Below are 19,560 nucleotides of genomic sequence, written 5' to 3'. Positions count from 1 at the left end.
ATCCCCACCGAGGTAGGACCATGACCGCGACAGCGACCGCCATCCCCGTTCAGAAGATCCGCCGGCGCGACCGGCCACCCACTCAGAAGATCAGGCAGCCGTTCGCGGAGCGCCTCGCCCCGTACCTCTACGTCGCGCCGTTCTTCGTCATCTTCGCCGTGTTCGGCCTGTTCCCGCTGCTGTTCACGTTCTACGTGGCCCTCTTCGACTGGAACCCCATCGGCGAGCAGACCTTCGTCGGCTTGGCGAACTTCGAGAGACTCTTCCAGGACGCGCGATTCTGGAACGCCTTCGTCAACACCTTCGGCATCTTCCTGATCTCCACGATCCCGCAGCTGCTGCTCGCCCTCGGCCTGGCGCATCTGCTGAACCACGCGACGCTCAAGCTCGCGAACTTCTTCCGGATGGCCCTGCTCATCCCGTACATCACCTCGGTCGCCGCGACCGCACTCGTGTTCGCCCAGATCTTCGACAAGAACTTCGGCCTCATCAACTGGATCCTGGATCTCGTCGGGGCACCGGCCGTGAACTTCATGTCGTCGCAGGTGGGCTCCTGGATCGTGATCTCCTCGATGGTCATGTGGCGCTGGTTCGGCTACAACACCCTGCTCTATCTCGCGGGGCTCCAGGCGCTCCCGCGCGAGATGTACGAAGCGGCATCCGTCGACGGAGCATCCGGATGGCAGCAGTTCATCCACCTGACGATTCCGTCGCTGCGACCCATCATCATCTTCACCGTGATCATGTCGACGATCGGCGGACTGCAGATCTTCACCGAGCCGCTGCTCGTCGCACCCGAGTCGGGACTCACCTGCGGCGGCGGTCGCCAGTGCCAGACGCTCGCCCTCTTCCTCTACGAACAGGGCTTCGGGCAGTTCGAGTTCGGCTACGGCTCCGCGATCGGAGTGGCGTTGTTCGTCATCGTGGTCGTCGTGTCGCTGATCAACTTCTACCTCACCACCCGCACCAGGAAGGCACGCGCATGACTCACGTGACGCAGGAGACGGCCTCGATGTCGCCGGTGAAGCCCGAAGCTCCCGCCCGCCGCCGTGGTCGGGGCGGCCGTGTCGGCAGGGTGCGGTGGTACGTCTACGCGTTCCTCATCGTCGCCGTGCTGATCAGCGTGTTCCCGCTCTACTACATGTTCGTGATCGCGTCGGTCGGAGCCTCGGCTGTCACGTCGATCCCGCCGCGGCTCTACCCCGGACTGAACTTCTTCGACATCGCGACGAAGGTGTTCGAGACCGTGCCGTTCCTGCAGTCGCTGCTGAACAGCGTGATCGTGTCACTCGCCGTGGCGGTCATCACGTCGCTGCTGTGCGCGCTCGCAGGATTCGCCTTCGCCAAGCTGCAGTTCCCCGGGCGCAACGCCCTGTTCCTCATCGTGCTCCTGACGATGACGGTGCCGGCGCAGCTCAGCGTGATCCCGCAGTATCTGATCATCTCGTGGCTCGACTGGGTCGACACCCTCCAGGCGATCATCCTGCCCGGACTCGCGAGCGCCTTCGGGATCTTCTGGATGCGTCAGCATCTGTCGACCACTCTGAACGATGAGCTGATGGCCGCCGCGCGCATCGACGGGGCCAACAGCTGGCAGATCTTCTGGCGCATCGGTTTCCCGGTCGTGCGTCCGGCCGCCTTCGTGCTGGGGCTCATCACCTTCACCGGCGTGTGGAACGACTTCATGTGGCCGTTCATCGTGCTGAAGTCTCCCGAGCTCTTCACGGTGCAGATCGCGCTCAAGCAGCTACAGGCGAATCGCACGATCGATCTGGCGCTGACCATGGGCGGCTCGTTCATGGCCACCCTGCCGCTGCTCATCGTCTTCTTCTTCGTCGGTCGCCGCATGGTCGCGGGCATCATGGACGGGGCGTTCAAGGGATGACCGTCGAGCTCAGCGCCGTCGATCAGGATCGATGGCGCGACCCGACGCTGAGCGCGCGCGAGCGTGCCCAGGCTCTGGTCGACGAGCTGACTCTCGACGAGAAGGTCGCCCAGCTCGGATCCTTCTGGCCGACCGCGGACGTCGGCGCCACCCCGCGCCCCTCCCGTGATCTCCCGGCTGCCGCCGTCGCTCCTCTGGAGCTCGGCCTCGGCCAGCTCACCCGGGTCTTCGGCACGGAGCCGATCAGTGTGCGCGACGGAGTGGCGAAGCTGCGAGCCCTGCAGCGGGAGGTGACGAGGAATCAGCGCCTGGGGATACCCGCTCTCGTGCACGAGGAGTGCCTGACCGGCCTGGCAGCGTACGGCGCGACGGCCTTCCCCACGCCGCTCGCATGGGCGGCGACCTTCGACGACGACCTGGTGCGCGAGATGGGCCGCGCCATCGGCGACGATATGCGTGCCATCGGGGTGCATCAGGGCCTGGCCCCGGTGCTCGACGTCGTGCGCGACTACCGGTGGGGTCGGGTCGAGGAGACCCTCGGTGAGGATCCCTATCTCGTGGGACAGCTCGGCGCCGCCTACGTGGCGGGTCTCGAGAGCGCGGGGATCATCGCCACGGTGAAGCACTTCGCCGGCTACGCCGCGTCCAGGGGTGCGCGCAACCGGGGGCCGGTCGCCATGGGGGCGCGTGAGTTCGCCGACACGGTGCTGCCTCCCTTCGAGACAGCGCTGCGACAGGGGGGAGCGCGTAGCGTGATGACCTCCTCCGCCGATGTCGACGGCATCCCGAGCACCGCCAACCGGGCGCTGCTCGACGGCATCCTGCGCACCGAGTGGGGATTCGACGGCACCGTGGTCGCCGACTACTGGGCGATCCCGTCGCTCGCCTCCGTGCACCGCGTGGCTGCGGATGCCGCCGACGCCGGCGCCCTCGCGCTGCGCGCCGGCGTCGACGTCGAACTGCCGTCCACGGTCGGTTTCTCCTCTCTCGCGCGGCTGGTCCGCGACGGCATCGTCGACGAGGGCGATATCGATCGCGCTGCGGTGCGTCATCTGCGGCACAAGATCGAGGCGGGGCTGCTCGACACGGCATCCGTCGTGCCGCACGGTGCCGAGGACGTCGATCTCGACAGCGAACGGAACCGAGCGTTGTCGGCCAGGATCGCCGAGGAGTCGATCGTGCTGCTCGAGGACGACGGCATCCTGCCCCTGACCGTCGATTCCCGGGTGGCGTTGATCGGACCGGCTGCCGCCGAGTATCGGAGCCTGCTCGGATGCTATGCGTTCCCCAACCACGTCCTCGCCAGATACCCGGGCCATGACTCCGGCATCACGATCCAGACCATCGAGGCGGCGCTGCACACCGAGCGGGGGATCGGCGAGCTGCGTTTCGTCCGAGGGTGCGAGATCCTCGACGATGCCGAGGAGATCGCCGCCTCGGTGAGAGCGGCCGGCGAGAGCGACGTCGCCGTGGTGGTCGTCGGCGATGTGGCCGGAACCTTCGGTGCCGGCTCTTCCGGCGAGGGATGCGACGCCCCTGATCTGCGGCTTCCGGGTCGCCAGCACGACCTCGTCCTGGCCGTCCTCGCCACCGGTGTGCCGACGGTGCTGGTGGTGGTCTCCGGGCGCCCGTACGCGCTGGGGGAGTTCGGGGCGGCGCGCGCGATCGTCCAGGCCTTCTTCCCCGGCGCAGACGGCGCGGGCGCCATCGCCGGGGTCCTCTCCGGGCGGGTCGCGCCGAGCGGGCGACTTCCCGTGCAGATTCCGCGATCGCCCTCGGTCACCACCACGTATCTGGAACCGCCGTCCGGCCGTCATGACGCGGGGGCCACGGTGGCCGACCCGACCCCCCTCTACCCGTTCGGCTACGGCCTGACCAGGGGATGCATCGAGTACGTGTCGATCGACGCGCCGTCGGACGTCCGCACCGATGGCGCCGCCGAGATCGCCGTCACGGTGCACAACGCGGGGGAGGCGGCGGTGGAGGTCGTGCAGCTGTACGCCTCCTTCCCGTCCGGCACCGTGGTGCGTCCGGAGGCGCAGCTCGTCGGTTTCGCGCGTATCCGCATCCCCGCGGGGGCGCGCAGGGTCGTGCGCTTCACGCTCGAAGCCGCACGTCTGGCCGCGACCGGGGTGGACGGTCGGCTGAGCGTGGATCCCGGCACCGTGGTGCTCGCCGCGGGCCCGTCGGCGGCGGATCGCGCCTGCGCGGTGTCCGTGCGGCTCACGGGGCCGCGGCACGTGGTGCTGGCCCGCGCCGGGAGGACCGCGTGGGATGTCGATCAGGGAGAGGATGAGGAATGAGTACGAGGCGACCGATACGGGTGCTCGTCTGGGGTGAGAATCATCACGAGCAGCACGATGAGCGCACCCGGCGCATCTATCCCGACACGATGCACGGCACGATCGCGACCGGCCTGCGCGATGTCCTCGGCGAGGACGCCGTGGTCGAGACCGCCACGCTCGACGATCCGGAGCATGGTCTCGGCGAGGAGCGACTCGCTGAGACCGACGTGCTCCTGTGGTGGGGGCATCTGCGGCACGACGCCGTGGACGACGACGCGGTCGAGCGCGTGCATCGGCATGTGCTCGGAGGGATGGGCTTCATCCCCTTGCATTCGGCGCACTTCTCGAAGATCTTCATCCGTCTCATGGGGACCACGTGCAGCCTGCGCTGGCGGCAGGGTGTCGATCGCGAACTGGTGTGGACGGTGTCGCCCACGCATCCGATCGCGCAGGGCGTGCCTCACCCGCTCGTGATCCCCGCCCAGGAGATGTACGGGGAGTACTTCGACGTGCCTGCTCCGGCTGAGCTCGTGTTCGTCTCGAGCTTCTCCGGCGGCGAGGTCTTCCGCTCGGGGATGACGTTCTCGCGCGGTCATGGGCGGATCTTCTACTTCTCGCCCGGCGACCAGGACTACCCGGTCTATCACCAGCCGGAGATCAGACAGGTGCTCGCCAACGCCGTGGCGTGGGCGTTCCAGGATCGGCCGCGCACCCAGCCGCGGATCACGATGCACCGCGAAGGCGAGTTCGACATCCCCCGGGAATGGGACGGGACGCTGCAATGACCGCGGCAGCGGCAGCGGCCGATGCCGACGTGCGCGACGTCGTGGTCGTCGGAGCAGGGGGCATGGGGCGGGCATGGATGGATGTGGTGCGGTCGAGGAACGATCTGCGCCCCGCGGCGGTCGTCGACATCGACCTGTCGGCGGCGCAGGCCGCGGCGGCGGAGCGTGACTGGAACGTGCCGGTCTTCGACGATGTGGCCGCAGCGCTGCAGGAGGTCCGAGCGGATCTGCTGCTGAACGTCACCATCCCCGAGGCGCACCGGACGGTGAGCGAGATCGCCATCCGCGCGGGCGTTCCGGTGCTCAGCGAGAAGCCGGTGACCCCGACCGTGGCGGACGCGATGTGGCTCAGCGCGCTGAGTGTCACGCGAGGAGTGCTGCTCGCGACCAGTCAATCGCGCCGGCACTCGGCAGGCATCTCCGTCTTCCGTGACGCCCTACGTGATCTCGGCGGCGCCGGTCAGCTGCAGACGCAGTTCTTCCAGAACCCTCGATTCGGCGGCTTCCGTGACGAGATGGCCTCGCCATTGCTCGTCGACATGGCCATTCACCAGTTCGACCAGGCCAGATACCTGCTCGGCAGTGAACCGGAATCCGTGTACTGCGAGGAGTTCTCCCCGGCGTGGAGCTGGTACGGCGGGGCGGCGGCCGCGCAGGCGATCTTCCGCTTCTCCGGCGGTGCGCGTTTCGGCTACGCGGGGAGCTGGTGCGCTGACGGCCTCACGACGTCGTGGAACGGGGACTGGCGCGCGAGCGCGCCGGGAGGCTCCGCGACGTGGGACGGCGAGACCGCCGTGCGGATGCAGCGCGGCGGCGGCGGGGTGCAGGAGCTGCCGGTGGGCGCCGCACGCGAGGGACTCGACGCCGCGCTCACGGAGTTCCTTGCCGCGCTGGAGGGTGGCGAGGAACCATCCGGAGAGATCCGCCAGAACATCCGCAGTCTCGCGATGGTCGAGGCGGCGGGGGAGTCCGCGGCGACCGGTGCCACGGTCGAGCTGGACTCCGTGTTCGCGCGCGCCGGGGTGTCGGCGCTCGCGGAGGCCCTGGCAGCCGGGGAGACCGAGATCGCCGACCAGCTGCGCGCCTGGGCGGGCGGTCCACCGCGGTGACGTCCGTGACCCGCGGCGCAGCGGATCGCCGCGGGTCGTCAAGCCCCTGCTCACCCGAACACGAGCAGTCGCACACCGTGGGAGGGGGCATCGGCCTCGACCCATCCCGCGTCGACAGGCAGCATCGCGCCGGACCACGCGTCGGCGCAGCCGCGGGCGAGCGCATCCTCCGGCACACCCAGGTCATCGATGTGGGCGCGCAGCCGCTTCGGCTCGTCGCCGAGCCAGAACAGCGCACGATAGTCGCGATCGCCGACCCGCGATCTCCACACCACCAGATCGCCGTCGCGCACGATCTCGCTCGCGCCCTGCCCCTCGCGGAGGGTCAGCACCTCACGGCGGGTCAGGAGGGCGAGGGTGTCGTCCGGGGTGTCGGGCAGGTGCCCTCCGAACATGAGCGGAGAGCGCAGCAGGCACCAGAGCGTCATCACCGTGCGCTGCTCCTCGAGCGTGAGGCGGCTCATCCGGTCGTGACCGACGTGCCCGCGGATGCCGATGCGTCCGAACGGCAGCATGTCGGCATCGGCCCAGGCGCCGGGCTGCTGGAGCGGAGCCCATCGGGCTGCACGCTGGAACTGTTCGCGCACCTGCGACCAGTCGTCCCAGAGGTCGTCCGAGATGCGCCACAACTGGGCGTGCGCGCGCAGCGAGTCCAGGTGAGCGGTCGACAGCTGCTTACCGGGTGAGAGGCTCAGCACCATCGGCCGTCCCGAGCGGTCGATCGCCCGGGAGAACGCGGCGATCTCCGCCGTCTGCACCGGGGGATAGAGCACGTCGTCGAGCTTGATGAAGTCGACGCCCCACTCGGCGAACTGCCGGGCGAGCGAGTCGTAGTACTCCTGCGCGCCGGGAGCGCTCATGTCCACACCGAAGTTGTCGGGATTCCACGGGCAGACGTTCGCGCGATCCGCGATGGTGTCGCAGGTCGCTCCGGGGGCGCCGAGGACCGGCAGCCGCCGTTCGGCCGCGGCGCGCGGCACGCCGCGCATCATGTGCAGGCCGAAGCGCAAGCCGAGTGCATGGATGCGGTCGGCGAGCGGCCGGAAAGACCCGCCGGCCGCAGACGGGAAGCGGGTGACGGCGGGCAAAGGGCGGCCCCATTCGTCGAGCTCGGGGCGCGAGACCTGTCGGTAGTCGTGATGACCGGGATCGGACTCGTACCACTGGATGTCGACGACGACGCAGTCCCAGCCGAACGGCGCGAGGTGCTCAGCCAGGAACTCGGCGTTCCGGATCACCTCGTCCTCGGTGACCGAGGACCCGAAGCAGTCCCAGCTGTTCCATCCCATCGGAGGAAGGTCGGCGGCCTGCCGCCTGGGGGCGCTCACGACGCCTCCACCGCGCGAAGATGCACGACCACCGCACGCTCCGGGTGGAACGTCGGGAACTCCAGTCCTGCCGTCGACAACAGTGCGCCGGAGAGGACAGGCGCGGGTCCGTCCTCATCGAGATCGGGCGCCCGCAGCCAGTCGGGAACCTGCCAGGGCGGTCCGAGCGACTCCGGTGCGTTGACCGTCAACCGGTAGCGACGTGCGGGGTCCAGTCCGCGCAAGCGGAACCGGGCGAGGGTGTCAGCGGTCGTCCTGGGGGTCACGACCGTGTACAGCGCCTCGCTGCAATCGTCGGCCACGACGCCGCGCATCGAGGGCGCCGACGGGTCGTCCTCTCCGCTGCCGACCGTGCGCCCGGTCTGGATGAGGGGGCGCAGGCGGCGGAAGCGCGCGATCCACGCCGCGAGCTCGGTGTGCTCCGACTCGGTCAGCTCGCGGATGTCCCACTCGATGCCGAAATGCCCGAGAAAGGCCACCGCGCAACGGAAATGCAGGTCGGACGTGCGCCCTGTCACGCTCGATACCGGAGACGCGATGTGCGAGCCCATCATCTCGGGGGGTACGAGCAGGCCGGTGTTGCGCAGGATGTCGAAGCGGTCGACCGGATCATGGCTGTCGGAGGGATGGATGCGATCGCTGCGCTCGAGGATGCCGAGGTCGACGCGGCCGCCTCCGGACGCGCAGCTCTCGATCTCGAGGTCGGGGTGGCGGTCCCGCAGCTCATCGAGCAGTCGGTAGAGGGCGAGGGTCTGCGCGTGGACGGCCGGTGCTCCGGTCGCGGGGTGACCGGCGGAGACGAGGTCACGGTTGTGGTCCCACTTGAGGTAGCTGACTCCGATGTCGTGGATCAGCCCGTCGAGCGTATCGAGGATGTGCGCGAAGGCCTCGGGCCTGGTGAGATCGAGCACCTGCTGGAAGCGGTACCTGACGGGCAGGTCCTCGCCGGCGCGCAGGATCCATTCGGGGTGGGCGCGGGCGAGCTCGGAGTCTTCGTTGATCATCTCCGGCTCGACCCACAACCCGAACTCCATCCCGAGGCTGCGCACCCGATCGGCGAGCGGACGCAAGCCGTCAGGCCATGCCACCGGGTCGGGCTCCCAGTCGCCCAACCCGGCGCGGTCATCGCCGCGACCACGGAACCAGCCGTCGTCGAGCACGAACCTCTCGGCCCCGAGCGCGGCGCCGCGCTCGGCGAGCTCGAGGAGGGTGGCGGCATCCTGGTCGAAGTACACCGCCTCCCACACGTTGAGCGTGACGGGCCGATCCCTCCTCGCCGATCGGGAGACTCCGCGCAGGAAGGCATGGAACCGGGCGGAAGCGGCGTCCCAGCCCTCGCCGTGGCTGCCGTACACCCAGGGGCCGACATACTCCGCCCCTGGCGCGAGCCGGATCTCGCCGGGGAGGAGGAGCTCGCCGCCACGGAACGCCAGGGTTCCATCCCCGCGCTCGAGGGCGTGCTCGTGGTCCCCGCTGAAGCCGACGTGGAACATCCAGACCTCTCCCGCGTCGGCGGAGAAGCCCGGGGTGCCGGCGATCATGACGGTCGTGGCGTCCAGTCCGGTCCGCCCTCGACGTGACGGGCGGCTGTGCATGCCGCGCACCACGCGGTGTCGCTGAGCGATGCGCTCGTGCGCCCAGCGACCGGAGAAGTCGAGCACCTCGGTCGCTCGTGTCGGAACGGGAAGGGCGAGCATGAGGTCCTCGACCTCCAGCGGCGCGCCCTCCCTCGCCTCGTTGCGCACGCCGGAGCGGAGGCGGAGCAGCCCTGCGGATGTGAGATCGATCTCCAAGATGAGCGATATGGCTGCCTGCTCGTCTCGCGCGACCACTCGGACCGACGCTGCTCCGGCCTGGATCACCGAGCCCCGCAGTTCCGCATCGTCGACGGAGATCGTGTCGACGCGGAACGAGGGCGCCCACCCCCGGCCGGCGCGATGCGCGCTCACCCCCGGGCGTCCGAACCATCCGCGACTGTGCTCCGGGAGGAGGGAAGGGCGATAGGGGAGATCGGAAATACCCTCTATACCAGGCCTTTGTTCGGCGAGGGCGAAGGCGAGGAGGTCCTCATCGGTCGCGATGATCCGTGCCCCCCAGTGCAGGACGACGGGGAGATCGCTCGCGAGCACTGCCAGAACGAGCGAGACGTCGCCGGCGGTGAGGTGGATCACGCGAGTGGAGTGCATGCCGACCATTCTGCACGGATGTCCGAGCCGAGTACAGTGAGAGATCGATCTCGCACTCCAGGAGGAATCATGTCCGCTGTCGCACTCCCGCCCTCGGCTGCGCGCCTCACCGGGGGCGTCTTCGATCGCCGCCGGCGCCGCAATCGTGACTACCTCGTGTCGTTGTCGGAGCGGAATCTGATGCAGAACCACTTGATCGAGGCCGGCATCGGCGACCAGACGCTGCACCTGCACCCCTCGGGCTCCTCGGCGAAGGACCGAGGGCTCGACCGGCATTGGGGGTGGGAGACGCCGGGGTCGTTGCTGCGCGGGCACTTCCTGGGTCATTGGATGTCAGCGGCGGCACGGGAGATCGCGGCGACCGGAGACGCCGCGCTGCGCGCCACGCTCGAGGGAGTGATCGAGCTGCTCGCACAGTGTCAGGAGGAGAACGGAGGCGAATGGGTCTTCGCGACTCCGCCCTCCTTCCTGCGGCGACTCGCGGAGGGGCGGGATGTCTGGGCACCGCAGTACGCGATCCACAAGACCTTCATGGGGCTCGTCGATGTCTACAGGGACCTCGGAGACGAGCGCTGCCTGCAGATCGCGCACCGCGCGGCGGGTGCGATCGCCGAGTGGGCGCGGGGCTTCGATCGGGAGCGGTTCCAGCGGATCCTGGATGTGGAGACCGGCGGGATGCTGGAGGTCTGGGCCGACCTCCTCGAGGCCACGGGAGACGACCTCTATCGCGAGCTCCTCGAGCGGTACTGGCACGCCTCTCTCTTCGATGCGCTGCTGGCCGGGGAGGATGCACTCACCAACATGCACGCCAACACCACGATCCCCGAGGTGCTGGGCGCGGCTCGCGCGTTCGAGGTCACCGGTGAGGAGCGCTGGAAGCGCGTCGTCGAGAACTACTGGGAGTGGGCGGTCACCCGCCGAGGCACGTTCTGCACCGGCGGTCAGACCTCCGGCGAGATCTGGACGCCGCCGTTCTCCTTCGCCGCCCGCCGCGGGGCGAAGACGCAGGAGCACTGCTCCGTGTACAACATGATCCGCCTCGCCGACGTGCTGTACCGGTGGGGCGGCGACCCGGTCCACCTCGACTACATCGAGGCGAATCTGCACAACGGCCTGCTGGCGCAGCAGCACCCGGAGACCGGCATGGTGGCCTACTTCCTGCCGCTCGAGGGCGGCGCCCGCAAGAGCTGGGGCACACCGACGGAGGACTTCTGGTGCTGCCACGGGAGCCTCGTACAGGCGCACACCCGCATCGCCTCCCTCGCTGTCTACGCCGACGACGACACGTTGACGGTGGCGCAGTACCTGCCGGTGCGCGCTGAGACCGCGGCGACGGGCGCGCCCGTGACCGTCGACGTGCGCCTCGGCGACGACGCCGGCTACGTGGGTCCTGATTCCAATGCAGGGCCCGGAGGAGAGACGCACCGTCCGATGGCGTTGCGCGTGCAGGTCGCCGTCACGTCTGAGGACGGAGTCCCCGCGACGGTGCGTCTCCGTGTCCCGGAGTGGACGTCGAGCGATCCGCTGGTGACGACGACCGTCTCCTGGCGCCGCGATGGCCGCTTCCTCGAACTCACCCATCCCGGCGGTGCGACGACCGTCGACGTCGAGTTCCCGTTCCTGCTGCGCACCGTGCCGATCCCGGACGAGCCCCAGACGGTGGCCTTCGCCGAAGGGCCGCTTGTCCTCGCCGGACTCGTCGACCGAGAGGTCTGTCTGGAGGGCGACCCGGCGGATCCCTCCACCCTGCTCGCCGCCGACGACGAAAGGCAATGGACGCAGTGGCTGGTGCGCTATCGCACGGTCGGCCGCGACGCCGGCATCCGATTCATCCCGCTCAACGAGGTGACCGACGAACGCTATTCGGTCTACTTCCCCGTGCGCACGTCGGTCAGCCCCTGAGGAGGGGGCGGGTCGAGCCCCGCTCGACGAGCTCGGTCGGCATGATGATGGCCTCGTTCGAGACCGCGCCTCCCGACGTCGCCTGCGCGAGGATGCGCACGGCTGCCGACGCCATCTCGCGGATCGGCTGACGGATCGTGGTCAGTGACGGATGCAGCCACCGCGCTCCGCGCACATCGTCGAAGCCCACCACCATGACATCGCGAGGGATGCTGCGATCGCTGTCGGCGATCGCCCGATAGGCGCCGGCCGCCATCTCATCGGAGCAGGCGAACACGCCGATCGGCCCGGTGCCCGGCAGCTCCGCGAGCGCGCGAGCGCATGCTCTCCTGGCATCCCAGGCGCTCCAGTCCGCGCTGGTCCGCACGCACGGAGCGCCGGGAGCGATCTCGTCGACGGTGCGTACGAAGCCGTCGACCCGTGCGCGTCCGTACCGGTACGACGGCGCTCCGCCGATCACGATGAAACGTCGAGCGCCGCGCGCGACGAGGTGCTCGGCTGCCGCCCCTCCGCCGGCGCTGTCGGTGGTGCGCAGGCTCGGCAACGGGCTCGACGCTTCCGAAGGAGGTTCCATCAGCACCAACGGGATCGAGGCCCGACGCATGGCGGCGATCTGGGTGCTCGTCGGCACGATGAGGCCGACGATGACCCCGGCGGAACCGCGCGAGCGGATGCGTTCGTGCCAGTCATCCGCGGGATCATCGCGCTCGGCCGTCAGCACCAGGTCGTACCCGAGCTCGGAGGCGGTGGTGCGGGCACCCGCTGTGATCTCTTCGGTGTAGGGGTCGTGGAAGTGGCCCAGCACGAGGTCGAACATCAGGGACGTGCCGCGTCGCGGACGCCCGCGCCGCTGGCCGACGGTCGAGTAGCCGAGCTCCGTCGCGGCGCGCAGCACCCGCGATCGCGTGTCCGCGGCCATCTCGCCCCGTGCCCGCAGCGCCCGCGATGCCGTGGCGATGCTGACCCCTGCGTGCGCCGCGACATCGGTGAGCGTGGTGCGAGGGGGAGTGACCATGAGCCTATTTTGCGCAAAAACGGTGCGTTCCGCCATACGTCGATGGCATCGTGTCCGACGTTGCACATGCCCGTCGATGCGGAGGGACGAGTCGATGAAGACGACGCTGCCGACAGCGCTGAACACGCGCGGATCAGAGGTACGCCTGCGGGAACCGGCCGCGCGGCGGGAGGTACGGCCATGACCGCGCGCCGAGCACTCGTGGTCCGCGGAGGCTGGGACGGTCACCGCCCCGTCGAAGCCACCGACATGTTCCTCCCGTTCCTCGTCGACAACGGTTTCGACGTGCGCGTCGAGGACTCCAACGAGGTCTACGCCGACCGCGAGGAGATGGACCGCACCGACCTCATCGTGCAGAGCGTCACGATGTCGGACATCTCGGATGAGGCGCTGAAGGGGCTGCGCGGCGCGGTGGAGCGCGGCACGGGGCTCGCCGGATGGCACGGCGGCATCGCCGACTCCTATCGCAACAGCTCGGACTACCTGCAGCTCATCGGCGGCCAGTTCGCCACCCACCCCGGCAAGCACCCGGATGAGCGTGAAGGCGGCGAGGCGGACAACTTCCTCTGCTACACCGTCGACCTCACCGAGCTCGGCCGGCGGCACCCAGTGATGGAGGGCATCGAGGACTTCACCCTCCGCACGGAGCAGTACTGGGTGCTCACCGACGACCTCAACGACGTCCTCGCCACCACCACCCACCCCGTACAGCCGTTCCACCCCTGGCACCGGCCGATCACCTCCCCGGCGGTCTGGACGCGCGAGTGGGGCCGGGGTCGGGTCTTCGTGGCCACACCGGGGCACAGCCTCGTCGTCCTCCGCGACACGAGCGTCCGCACCATCATCGAGAGGGGGATGCTGTGGGCCAGCCGCACGGTATCGGAATAATCGGACTCGGCGTCATCTCGGCGCAGTACCTCGATACGCTCGGGTCGCACCCCGATGTGCGCATCGTCGCGACAGCCGATCTCGACACGGCCAGAGCCGAGGCGGTCGCCGCACGCTACCCCGGCTGCCGCGTGCTCGACGTCGACGAGCTGGTCGCGGATCCGTCCGTCGACACGGTGATCAACCTCACGATTCCGTCCGCGCACGCCCAGGTGGCGCTCGCGGCGCTCGCCGGGGGCAAGAACGTCTTCGGGGAGAAGCCGCTCGCGGCCACATTCGCCGATGCCCGCCGCGTCGTCGAAGCCGCAGGATCGGCGTGGGTCGGCTGCGCGCCGGACACCGTCCTCGGCACCGGCGTGCAGACGGCACGTGCCGCCGTGGATGCCGGGAGCATCGGCCGACCCGTCGCCGCGGTGGCGACGTGGGTGTCGTCGGGTCACGAGGCGTGGCATCCGCACCCCGACTTCTACTACCGCGACGGCGGCGGTCCGCTGTTCGACATGGGGCCGTATTACCTGACGACCCTGTTCCACCTGCTCGGCCCCGTCGCTCGGGTCTCCGGGGCGTCGTCGCGTCCTCGCGCCGTGCGCACGATCGGCTCAGGTCCCCGGGCGGGCGAGAGCATCCCGGTCGAGATCGACACCCACGTGACCGGTGTGCTGGAGCACGTCGGCGGCGCGATCTCGACCGTCACCTTCAGCTTCGACGCGGCGGCGACGGATGCTGCTCCGCTCGAGATCCATGGCGAGACGGGCACGCTGTCGGTGCCGGACCCGAATCTGTTCGAGGGCGTCGTCCGGGTGCGGCGACCCGCGGAGGACGCCTGGACGCCCGTCGTCGAGCGCGCCGGGTACGAGAACGCCGGCCGCGGTATCGGCGTGCTCGATCGCCTCGCCACCGGCGCGGGGAGCGCCCGCGGCGACATCGCCCTGCACGTCCTCGAGATCATGACGGCCCTGACGGAGTCCGCACGCGTCGGTCGGCGCGTCGATCTGACCACTGCTCCGGACCGGCCGGCGCTGATCCCCTTCACCCCCGAGAACTCCTGGAGAAAGCGTTGACCACCACCACTGCCACCACCGCCCGCGCGGTCATCGACCTCGACGTGACCGGCGATCGCATCAACCGCCACATCTACGGACACTTCGCCGAACATCTGGGGCGCTGCATCTACGACGGCTTCTGGGTGGGCGAGGACTCCGACATCCCGAACGTGCGCGGCATCCGGCTCGACATCGTCGAGGCGTTGAAGGCCCTCGACATCCCGAACCTCCGCTGGCCGGGCGGCTGCTTCGCCGACACCTACCACTGGCGCGACGGCATCGGTCCGCGCGAGCTGCGGCCGCGTATCGCCAACACCAACTGGGGCGACGTGGTGGAGAACAACCACTTCGGCACGCACGAGTTCATGGATCTGTGCGACCTGCTCGGGGCCGACGCGTACGTCAACGGCAACATCGGCAGCGGCACCGTGCAGGAGATGGCCGAATGGGTGGAGTATCTCACCCGTGGCGACGACAGCCCGATGGCACGGTTGCGTCGGGAGAACGGCCGGGACGAGCCCTGGAAGGTGCCGTTCTGGGGGTTGGGCAACGAGGCGTGGGGATGCGGTGGACACATGTCGGCCGCCCACTACGCGGAGGAGGCGCGACGCTACGCCACCTTCGCGCACGATCACGGCGAGAACCGGCTCACCCGCATCGCGGCCGGCGCCAACGAGGACGATCTCGACTGGACGCGCGTCCTCATGAAGACGCTCATGGAGTGCCACGGCTGCACGCTCTACGGGACCCTGCCGTACCAGGCCATCTCGTTCCACTACTACACGCACTCAGGATCGGGCATCAACACCGAGGACGCGGCATCGTTCAGCGACGAGAAGTACTACGACACGATGGCCTACGCCGCCGACGTGGAACGCATCGTGCGCGGACACGTGGCCGTGATGGATTCCTACGACCCCGACAACCGCGTCTCGCTGGTGTGCGACGAGTGGGGCACCTGGTGGAACGTCGAGGAGGGCACCAACCCGGGTTTCCTCTTCCAGCAGAACACCGTGCGTGACGCGTTGGTCGCGGGCATCCACTTCGACGTCTTCCACCGCTACGCACGGCGCATCTCGATGGCGAACATCGCCCAGACCGTGAACGTGCTGCAGGCGATGGTGCTCACCGACGGCGACGCGCTCGTGCTGACGCCGACCTACCACGTGTTCGAGATGAACAAGGGGCATCAGGACGCACTGCACCTGCCGACGCATCTGCGCGATGTGCCGACCACCCGCGTGCGGGGAAGCGACCTCCCCCTGGTCTCGCTGTCGGCCTCGACCCGGGGCGACACCGCCCTGATCTCGCTCAGCCATCTCGCGATCGACGCCGACTGCACGGTGAGCGTCGATCTGCGCGGGCGGGGTGCGCGCGTCGCCAGGGCTCGCGTGCTCACCGGCGACGACGCGTCGGCCTACAACGACGCCGAAGCACCCGATCGTGTCGCCCCGCGTGCACTCGAGACGGTGATCCGGGACGGGAGATTGACGGTGACCCTGCCGCCGCACTCCTTCGCGACGGTGGAGCTCGAGTTGGAGCCAGAGCCGGCCGTCACGGCGATCGAGCGAGCGGACGTGGCGTCATGACGACGAGTGCGCTGCGGGTGGCCGTGATCGGTGCGGGCTTCATGGCGCGGGCGCATTCGCACGCCTGGCGCACCGCACCGCGCTTCTTCGACCTGCCGCGCGAGCCGCGGCTCTCGGTCCTGGTGTCGCGCGACGAGGCACGAGGGCACGCAGCGGCGCGCGACTGGGGCTGGGAGAGCTGGTCGGATGACTGGCGGACGGTGGTCGAACGCGACGACATCGACGTGGTCGACATCTGCACTCCCGGCGACACGCACGCGGAGATCGCGATCGCGGCCCTCGGCGCCGGCAAGCACGTGCTCTGCGAGAAGCCGCTCGCGAACGATCCGGCGGATGCCGCCGACATGGTCGCTGCCGCGGATGCCGCTGCACGGCAGGGCGTCGTCGCGATGTGCGGCTACAGCTACCGGCGCACGCCCGCGCTCGCGTCGGCTCGTCGACTCATCGCGGAGGGCGCGCTCGGCACCATCAGGCACGTACGCGCGCAGTATCTGCAAGACTGGCTGAGCGACGCCGATGCCCCGCACACCTGGCGTCTCGACCGGGCATCGGCGGGCTCGGGCGCTCTCGGCGACATCGGCGCGCACAGCATCGACACGGCCCAGTGGTTGACCGGTGAGCGGATCGAGGGCGTGTCCGCGCGCCTGCGCACATTCGTGTCGTCGCGACCCCGGCGGAGCGCCGAGGTGGGTCTCGGCGGTCGAGGCGATCTCGACGCCGAGCGCCTGCGGGTCGACGTCGATGACGCCGCCGCGTTCATCGCCGATTTCAGCGGGGGTGCGCTCGGAGTGTTCGAGGCGACGCGGATGGCGCTCGGCCGCCGCAACGCCAACCGCATCGAGATCAACGGCGACCGCGGCTCCGTGGCCTTCGACTTCGAGCGGATGAACGAACTCGAGTTCTACAGCGAGGACGACGCCGATGACCGCCGCGGGTTCCGCACGATCCAGGCCACCGATCCCGCTCACCCCTATGCCGACGCGTGGTGGCCCACCGGTCACGGCATCGGCTACGAGCACACGTTCACGCACCAGATCGTCGACTTCGTCCGATCCATCGACGGGACGCCGGAATCGCCGTCGTTCGCCGATGCGTACCAGGTGCAGCGGGTGCTCGCGGCAGTCGAGGAGAGCGCCGGTGACGAGGGCCGCCGCACCCGCGTGCGCTGAGGCGCCCTGGTCGCCGCCGCCGGAGGCCGACGTATGAAGAGCCGATCGCGCTTCGTCAGCGCGAGCACCGCGCCGACTTGGGACCTCGGCATGCTCGTCGGCAGCGGTCGGGTCGGTGCGGTCGTCTGGGGTGGTCCGGAAGAGCATGTGCTCACCCTGACGCATGAGCGGTTCTTCCTGCCCGTCAACGCACGCACCCCTCCACCGCTCTTCGCCGAGGCGATGCCGCGTGTTCGCACCGCGCTGCTGGCACATGAGGCGGAGACGGCCGCGGCGATCATCACGGAGACCACCGGCTCCGCCGATTTCTCGCACATGATCTGGACGGATCCGCTGGCCCCTGGCGCCGAGCTGCGGCTGACCGTCGACACCCCGGACGCCCGGGAAGGTGTGCAGCGCCGGTCGTACCGGCGACAGCGCAACCTCGCGACGGGGGAGGTCGCCATCGCGTGGCAGGTCGACGGCATCCACCAGGAGTTGCGGATCTCGGCACCGCGCGGAGGGCGACGGGTCCGGGTCGGGATCCGGTCGACGGCGCCGGCGACGGTGCGTCTCGGGCTCGGGATGGTCCGCGATCAGACAGCCGACATCCCCGGCGCCGCGAGTTATGCGGGGTTCGCGGATGCCGCAGTCGAACTGCGGGCGCCGACCGAGGCGGCCCTCACCGTGAGCGCAGGCGCCGCGGGGGAGCGCGCAACGCTGACGACCACGGTGAGGGCGGATGCCACGACCGCGCGACTGCTCGACGGAACCACCGCCGAGTTCACGATCGATGTCGACGGGGGGAGGGAGGCCGAGTTCGACGTCGAGCTGTGTCATGGCGACGCCGACCCCGACACGCTCGCACTCGGCGACCCGGCCGCGCTCCAGGGCGCCTCCGGGCTGGACCTCGCCTCGGGGATGCCGGAGGACGTCGCCACGGAGGCGTTGCTGGAGGGGGCAGAGGGCGACTCCCGGATGATGCGCGCGCTCATCGAACTGGCCTATGCCGCGGGGCGCGCCAACATCATCAGCGCGACCGGAGAGCTCCCTGCCACCCTGCAGGGAGTGTGGCAGGGCACCTGGTCGCCGGCGTGGTCGGCTGACTACACCCTCAACGGCAACGTCCAGAACGGCGGAATGGCGTCGCTCGTGCCCACCGGCACACCGGAGTTGACGGCATCCCTCTTCCGCCTGCTCGTTCCGCATCTCGCCGACTTCCGCACCAACGCCGCACGCATCTTCGGATTCGATGGCGCGATGGTGCCGAGCCGGATGAGCACTCACGGCCTCGCGAACCACTTCTCCGACGATTTCCCTCACCAGTTCTGGATCAGCGGTGGCGGGTGGGCGTTGCGCATGCTGGCCGACGCGGTCCTGAGTTCCGGGGATCGTGGTCTGGTCGACGACGAGACCTGGCAGCTGATCGAGGGGATCCTCCTCTTCTCGCGCGATGTGATCGCGCACGGGCCCGTCGCACCGTCCTATTCGCCGGAGAACACCCCTGGCGGTGCGGCGACACCGCTCGCGGTGAACGCGACCATGGACATCGCGGTGCTGCGGGACGCTGATCGTGCAGGTCGTGTGCTGGCCGAGGCACACGGCAGGGACCCCATCCTGCTCCCCGCCGTCGAGCCGAGGTTCCGCATCGACGACGACGGGGTGCTGGCCGAATGGGCCGACCCCGCGTTCCCGTCGCACCGCGCGCACCGGCACACGAGCGAGCTGTATCCGCTCTGGTACGACGTGGACCCGGCGTTCGAGACGCCCCAGATGCGGGAGGCGGCGCGTCGGCTCGTGCGGGAGAAGGTCGCCTGGCGCGCCGAGGACCCCGGGCCGCCTCCCGGCAACGGCGAGATGGCCTTCGGGCTTGCGCAGCTCGGACTCGCCGCCGCGGCCCTGGGCGACGCGCCGAGCGCGGAGCAGTGTCTGCACTGGCTCGCCGCGCTGCACTTCACCCCGGCGATGTCGACGACGCACGACTCGGGCGCGATCTTCAACCTCGACGCGAGCGGCGCGCTTCCCGCCGTCGTGGCGGCGATGCTGGTCGGCTCGTCCCGCGACGCGATCACCCTTCTCCCCGCCCTTCCCGATTCCTGGGCCGAGGGGGCGGTGACCGGACTCACGACGCGGACGGCGCTCACCGTCGAGCTCTTGGAGTGGAGCGCGTCGGGCATCGCCGTGACACTGGCGGGGAGCGCGGAGTCCGCATGGGTGCGCACGGGACCGATCACCCTGCGCTTCCCGCGCTCCGTGACCTCACCAGCGCATCCCGATCCGGTGACGAGCATCGTGCTGGATCATCGGGAGACCCGGCATGAGCTGTCCTTGACCTGGGCGCCGTCGGCACCCTGAGACCGGGAGTCCGTTCTACGAAGCGCCCTCGTGCATCGCCGA

Annotated in this window: 14 protein-coding genes; 11 read left to right on the top strand and 3 right to left on the bottom strand. The window is 69.6% G+C overall.

The window, feature by feature from the left end; all coding sequences use genetic code 11:
• The first annotated feature begins 20 nt into the window (after nt 1–20).
• Genes ACIOVG_RS15775 through ACIOVG_RS15755 form a run of 5 tightly spaced genes read left to right on the top strand, consistent with a single transcriptional unit; the run spans nt 21 to nt 6,064 of the window.
• Nucleotides 21–986 carry a carbohydrate ABC transporter permease gene (locus ACIOVG_RS15775; protein WP_400875476.1) on the top strand — a complete coding sequence of 322 codons (966 nt, stop codon included), beginning with the start codon at nt 21–23 and terminating at the stop codon, nt 984–986.
• Nucleotides 983–1,885 (top strand): carbohydrate ABC transporter permease, encoded by a 903-nt coding sequence (locus tag ACIOVG_RS15770; RefSeq protein ID WP_400875473.1) that lies wholly within the window; start codon nt 983–985, stop codon nt 1,883–1,885. The genes ACIOVG_RS15775 and ACIOVG_RS15770 overlap by 4 nt, the downstream gene beginning before the upstream one ends.
• Nucleotides 1,882–4,188, top strand: a complete 2,307-nt coding sequence (locus tag ACIOVG_RS15765; RefSeq protein ID WP_400875470.1) for a beta-glucosidase — start codon at nt 1,882–1,884, stop codon at nt 4,186–4,188. The genes ACIOVG_RS15770 and ACIOVG_RS15765 overlap by 4 nt, the downstream gene beginning before the upstream one ends.
• Nucleotides 4,185–4,955, top strand: coding sequence for a ThuA domain-containing protein (locus ACIOVG_RS15760; protein WP_400875467.1), 771 nt, complete (start codon nt 4,185–4,187; stop codon nt 4,953–4,955). Before ACIOVG_RS15765 ends, ACIOVG_RS15760 begins: the two co-directional genes overlap by 4 nt.
• On the top strand, nt 4,952–6,064 hold the full coding sequence (locus ACIOVG_RS15755) for a Gfo/Idh/MocA family protein (protein ID WP_400875464.1): 1,113 nt from the start codon (nt 4,952–4,954) through the stop codon (nt 6,062–6,064). The genes ACIOVG_RS15760 and ACIOVG_RS15755 overlap by 4 nt, the downstream gene beginning before the upstream one ends.
• Before the next feature lie 50 nt (nt 6,065–6,114).
• Here the strand turns inward: ACIOVG_RS15755 and ACIOVG_RS15750 are convergent, their stop codons facing one another.
• Both ACIOVG_RS15750 and ACIOVG_RS15745 read right to left on the bottom strand, forming a co-directional pair.
• Nucleotides 6,115–7,392 (bottom strand): glycoside hydrolase family 27 protein, encoded by a 1,278-nt coding sequence (locus ACIOVG_RS15750; protein ID WP_400875461.1) that lies wholly within the window; start codon nt 7,390–7,392, stop codon nt 6,115–6,117.
• Nucleotides 7,389–9,578 carry an alpha-galactosidase gene (locus tag ACIOVG_RS15745; protein WP_400875459.1) on the bottom strand — a complete coding sequence of 730 codons (2,190 nt, stop codon included), beginning with the start codon at nt 9,576–9,578 and terminating at the stop codon, nt 7,389–7,391. Before ACIOVG_RS15745 ends, ACIOVG_RS15750 begins: the two co-directional genes overlap by 4 nt.
• Nucleotides 9,579–9,647: 69 nt before the next feature.
• Here ACIOVG_RS15745 and ACIOVG_RS15740 point away from each other — a divergent pair, with 69 nt between their 5' ends.
• Nucleotides 9,648–11,480, top strand: a complete 1,833-nt coding sequence (locus ACIOVG_RS15740) for a beta-L-arabinofuranosidase domain-containing protein (RefSeq protein WP_400875456.1) — start codon at nt 9,648–9,650, stop codon at nt 11,478–11,480.
• On the opposite strand, the gene ACIOVG_RS15735 is transcribed toward ACIOVG_RS15740, so the two are convergent.
• Nucleotides 11,470–12,495 carry a LacI family DNA-binding transcriptional regulator gene (locus tag ACIOVG_RS15735; RefSeq protein WP_400875453.1) on the bottom strand — a complete coding sequence of 342 codons (1,026 nt, stop codon included), beginning with the start codon at nt 12,493–12,495 and terminating at the stop codon, nt 11,470–11,472. The genes ACIOVG_RS15740 and ACIOVG_RS15735 overlap by 11 nt on opposite strands.
• Nucleotides 12,496–12,675: 180 nt before the next feature.
• On the opposite strand from ACIOVG_RS15735, the gene ACIOVG_RS15730 reads away from it, so the two are divergent.
• Genes ACIOVG_RS15730 through ACIOVG_RS15710 form a run of 5 tightly spaced genes read left to right on the top strand, consistent with a single transcriptional unit; the run spans nt 12,676 to nt 19,518 of the window.
• Entirely contained in the window at nt 12,676–13,383 is a 708-nt protein-coding gene (locus tag ACIOVG_RS15730; RefSeq protein ID WP_400875450.1) for a ThuA domain-containing protein, read from the top strand.
• Entirely contained in the window at nt 13,356–14,444 is a 1,089-nt protein-coding gene (locus tag ACIOVG_RS15725) for a Gfo/Idh/MocA family protein (protein WP_400875447.1), read from the top strand. The genes ACIOVG_RS15730 and ACIOVG_RS15725 overlap by 28 nt, the downstream gene beginning before the upstream one ends.
• The gene (locus tag ACIOVG_RS15720; RefSeq protein ID WP_400875444.1) at nt 14,441–16,015 is read left to right on the top strand and encodes an alpha-N-arabinofuranosidase; all 1,575 of its coding nucleotides are present in this window, start codon (nt 14,441–14,443) and stop codon (nt 16,013–16,015) included. Before ACIOVG_RS15725 ends, ACIOVG_RS15720 begins: the two co-directional genes overlap by 4 nt.
• The gene (locus tag ACIOVG_RS15715) at nt 16,012–17,184 is read left to right on the top strand and encodes a Gfo/Idh/MocA family protein (protein WP_400875441.1); all 1,173 of its coding nucleotides are present in this window, start codon (nt 16,012–16,014) and stop codon (nt 17,182–17,184) included. Before ACIOVG_RS15720 ends, ACIOVG_RS15715 begins: the two co-directional genes overlap by 4 nt.
• Nucleotides 17,185–17,217: 33 nt before the next feature.
• On the top strand, nt 17,218–19,518 hold the full coding sequence (locus tag ACIOVG_RS15710) for a glycosyl hydrolase family 95 catalytic domain-containing protein (RefSeq protein WP_400875438.1): 2,301 nt from the start codon (nt 17,218–17,220) through the stop codon (nt 19,516–19,518).
• Nucleotides 19,519–19,560 lie beyond the last annotated feature (42 nt).

The sequence above is a fragment of the Microbacterium sp. NPDC087591 genome, from assembly GCF_044743625.1.
GTDB lineage: Bacteria > Actinomycetota > Actinomycetes > Actinomycetales > Microbacteriaceae > Microbacterium.
The sequence above is the reverse complement of the archived record's forward strand: the minus strand, read 5'-3'. Positions and strand labels throughout refer to the sequence as shown.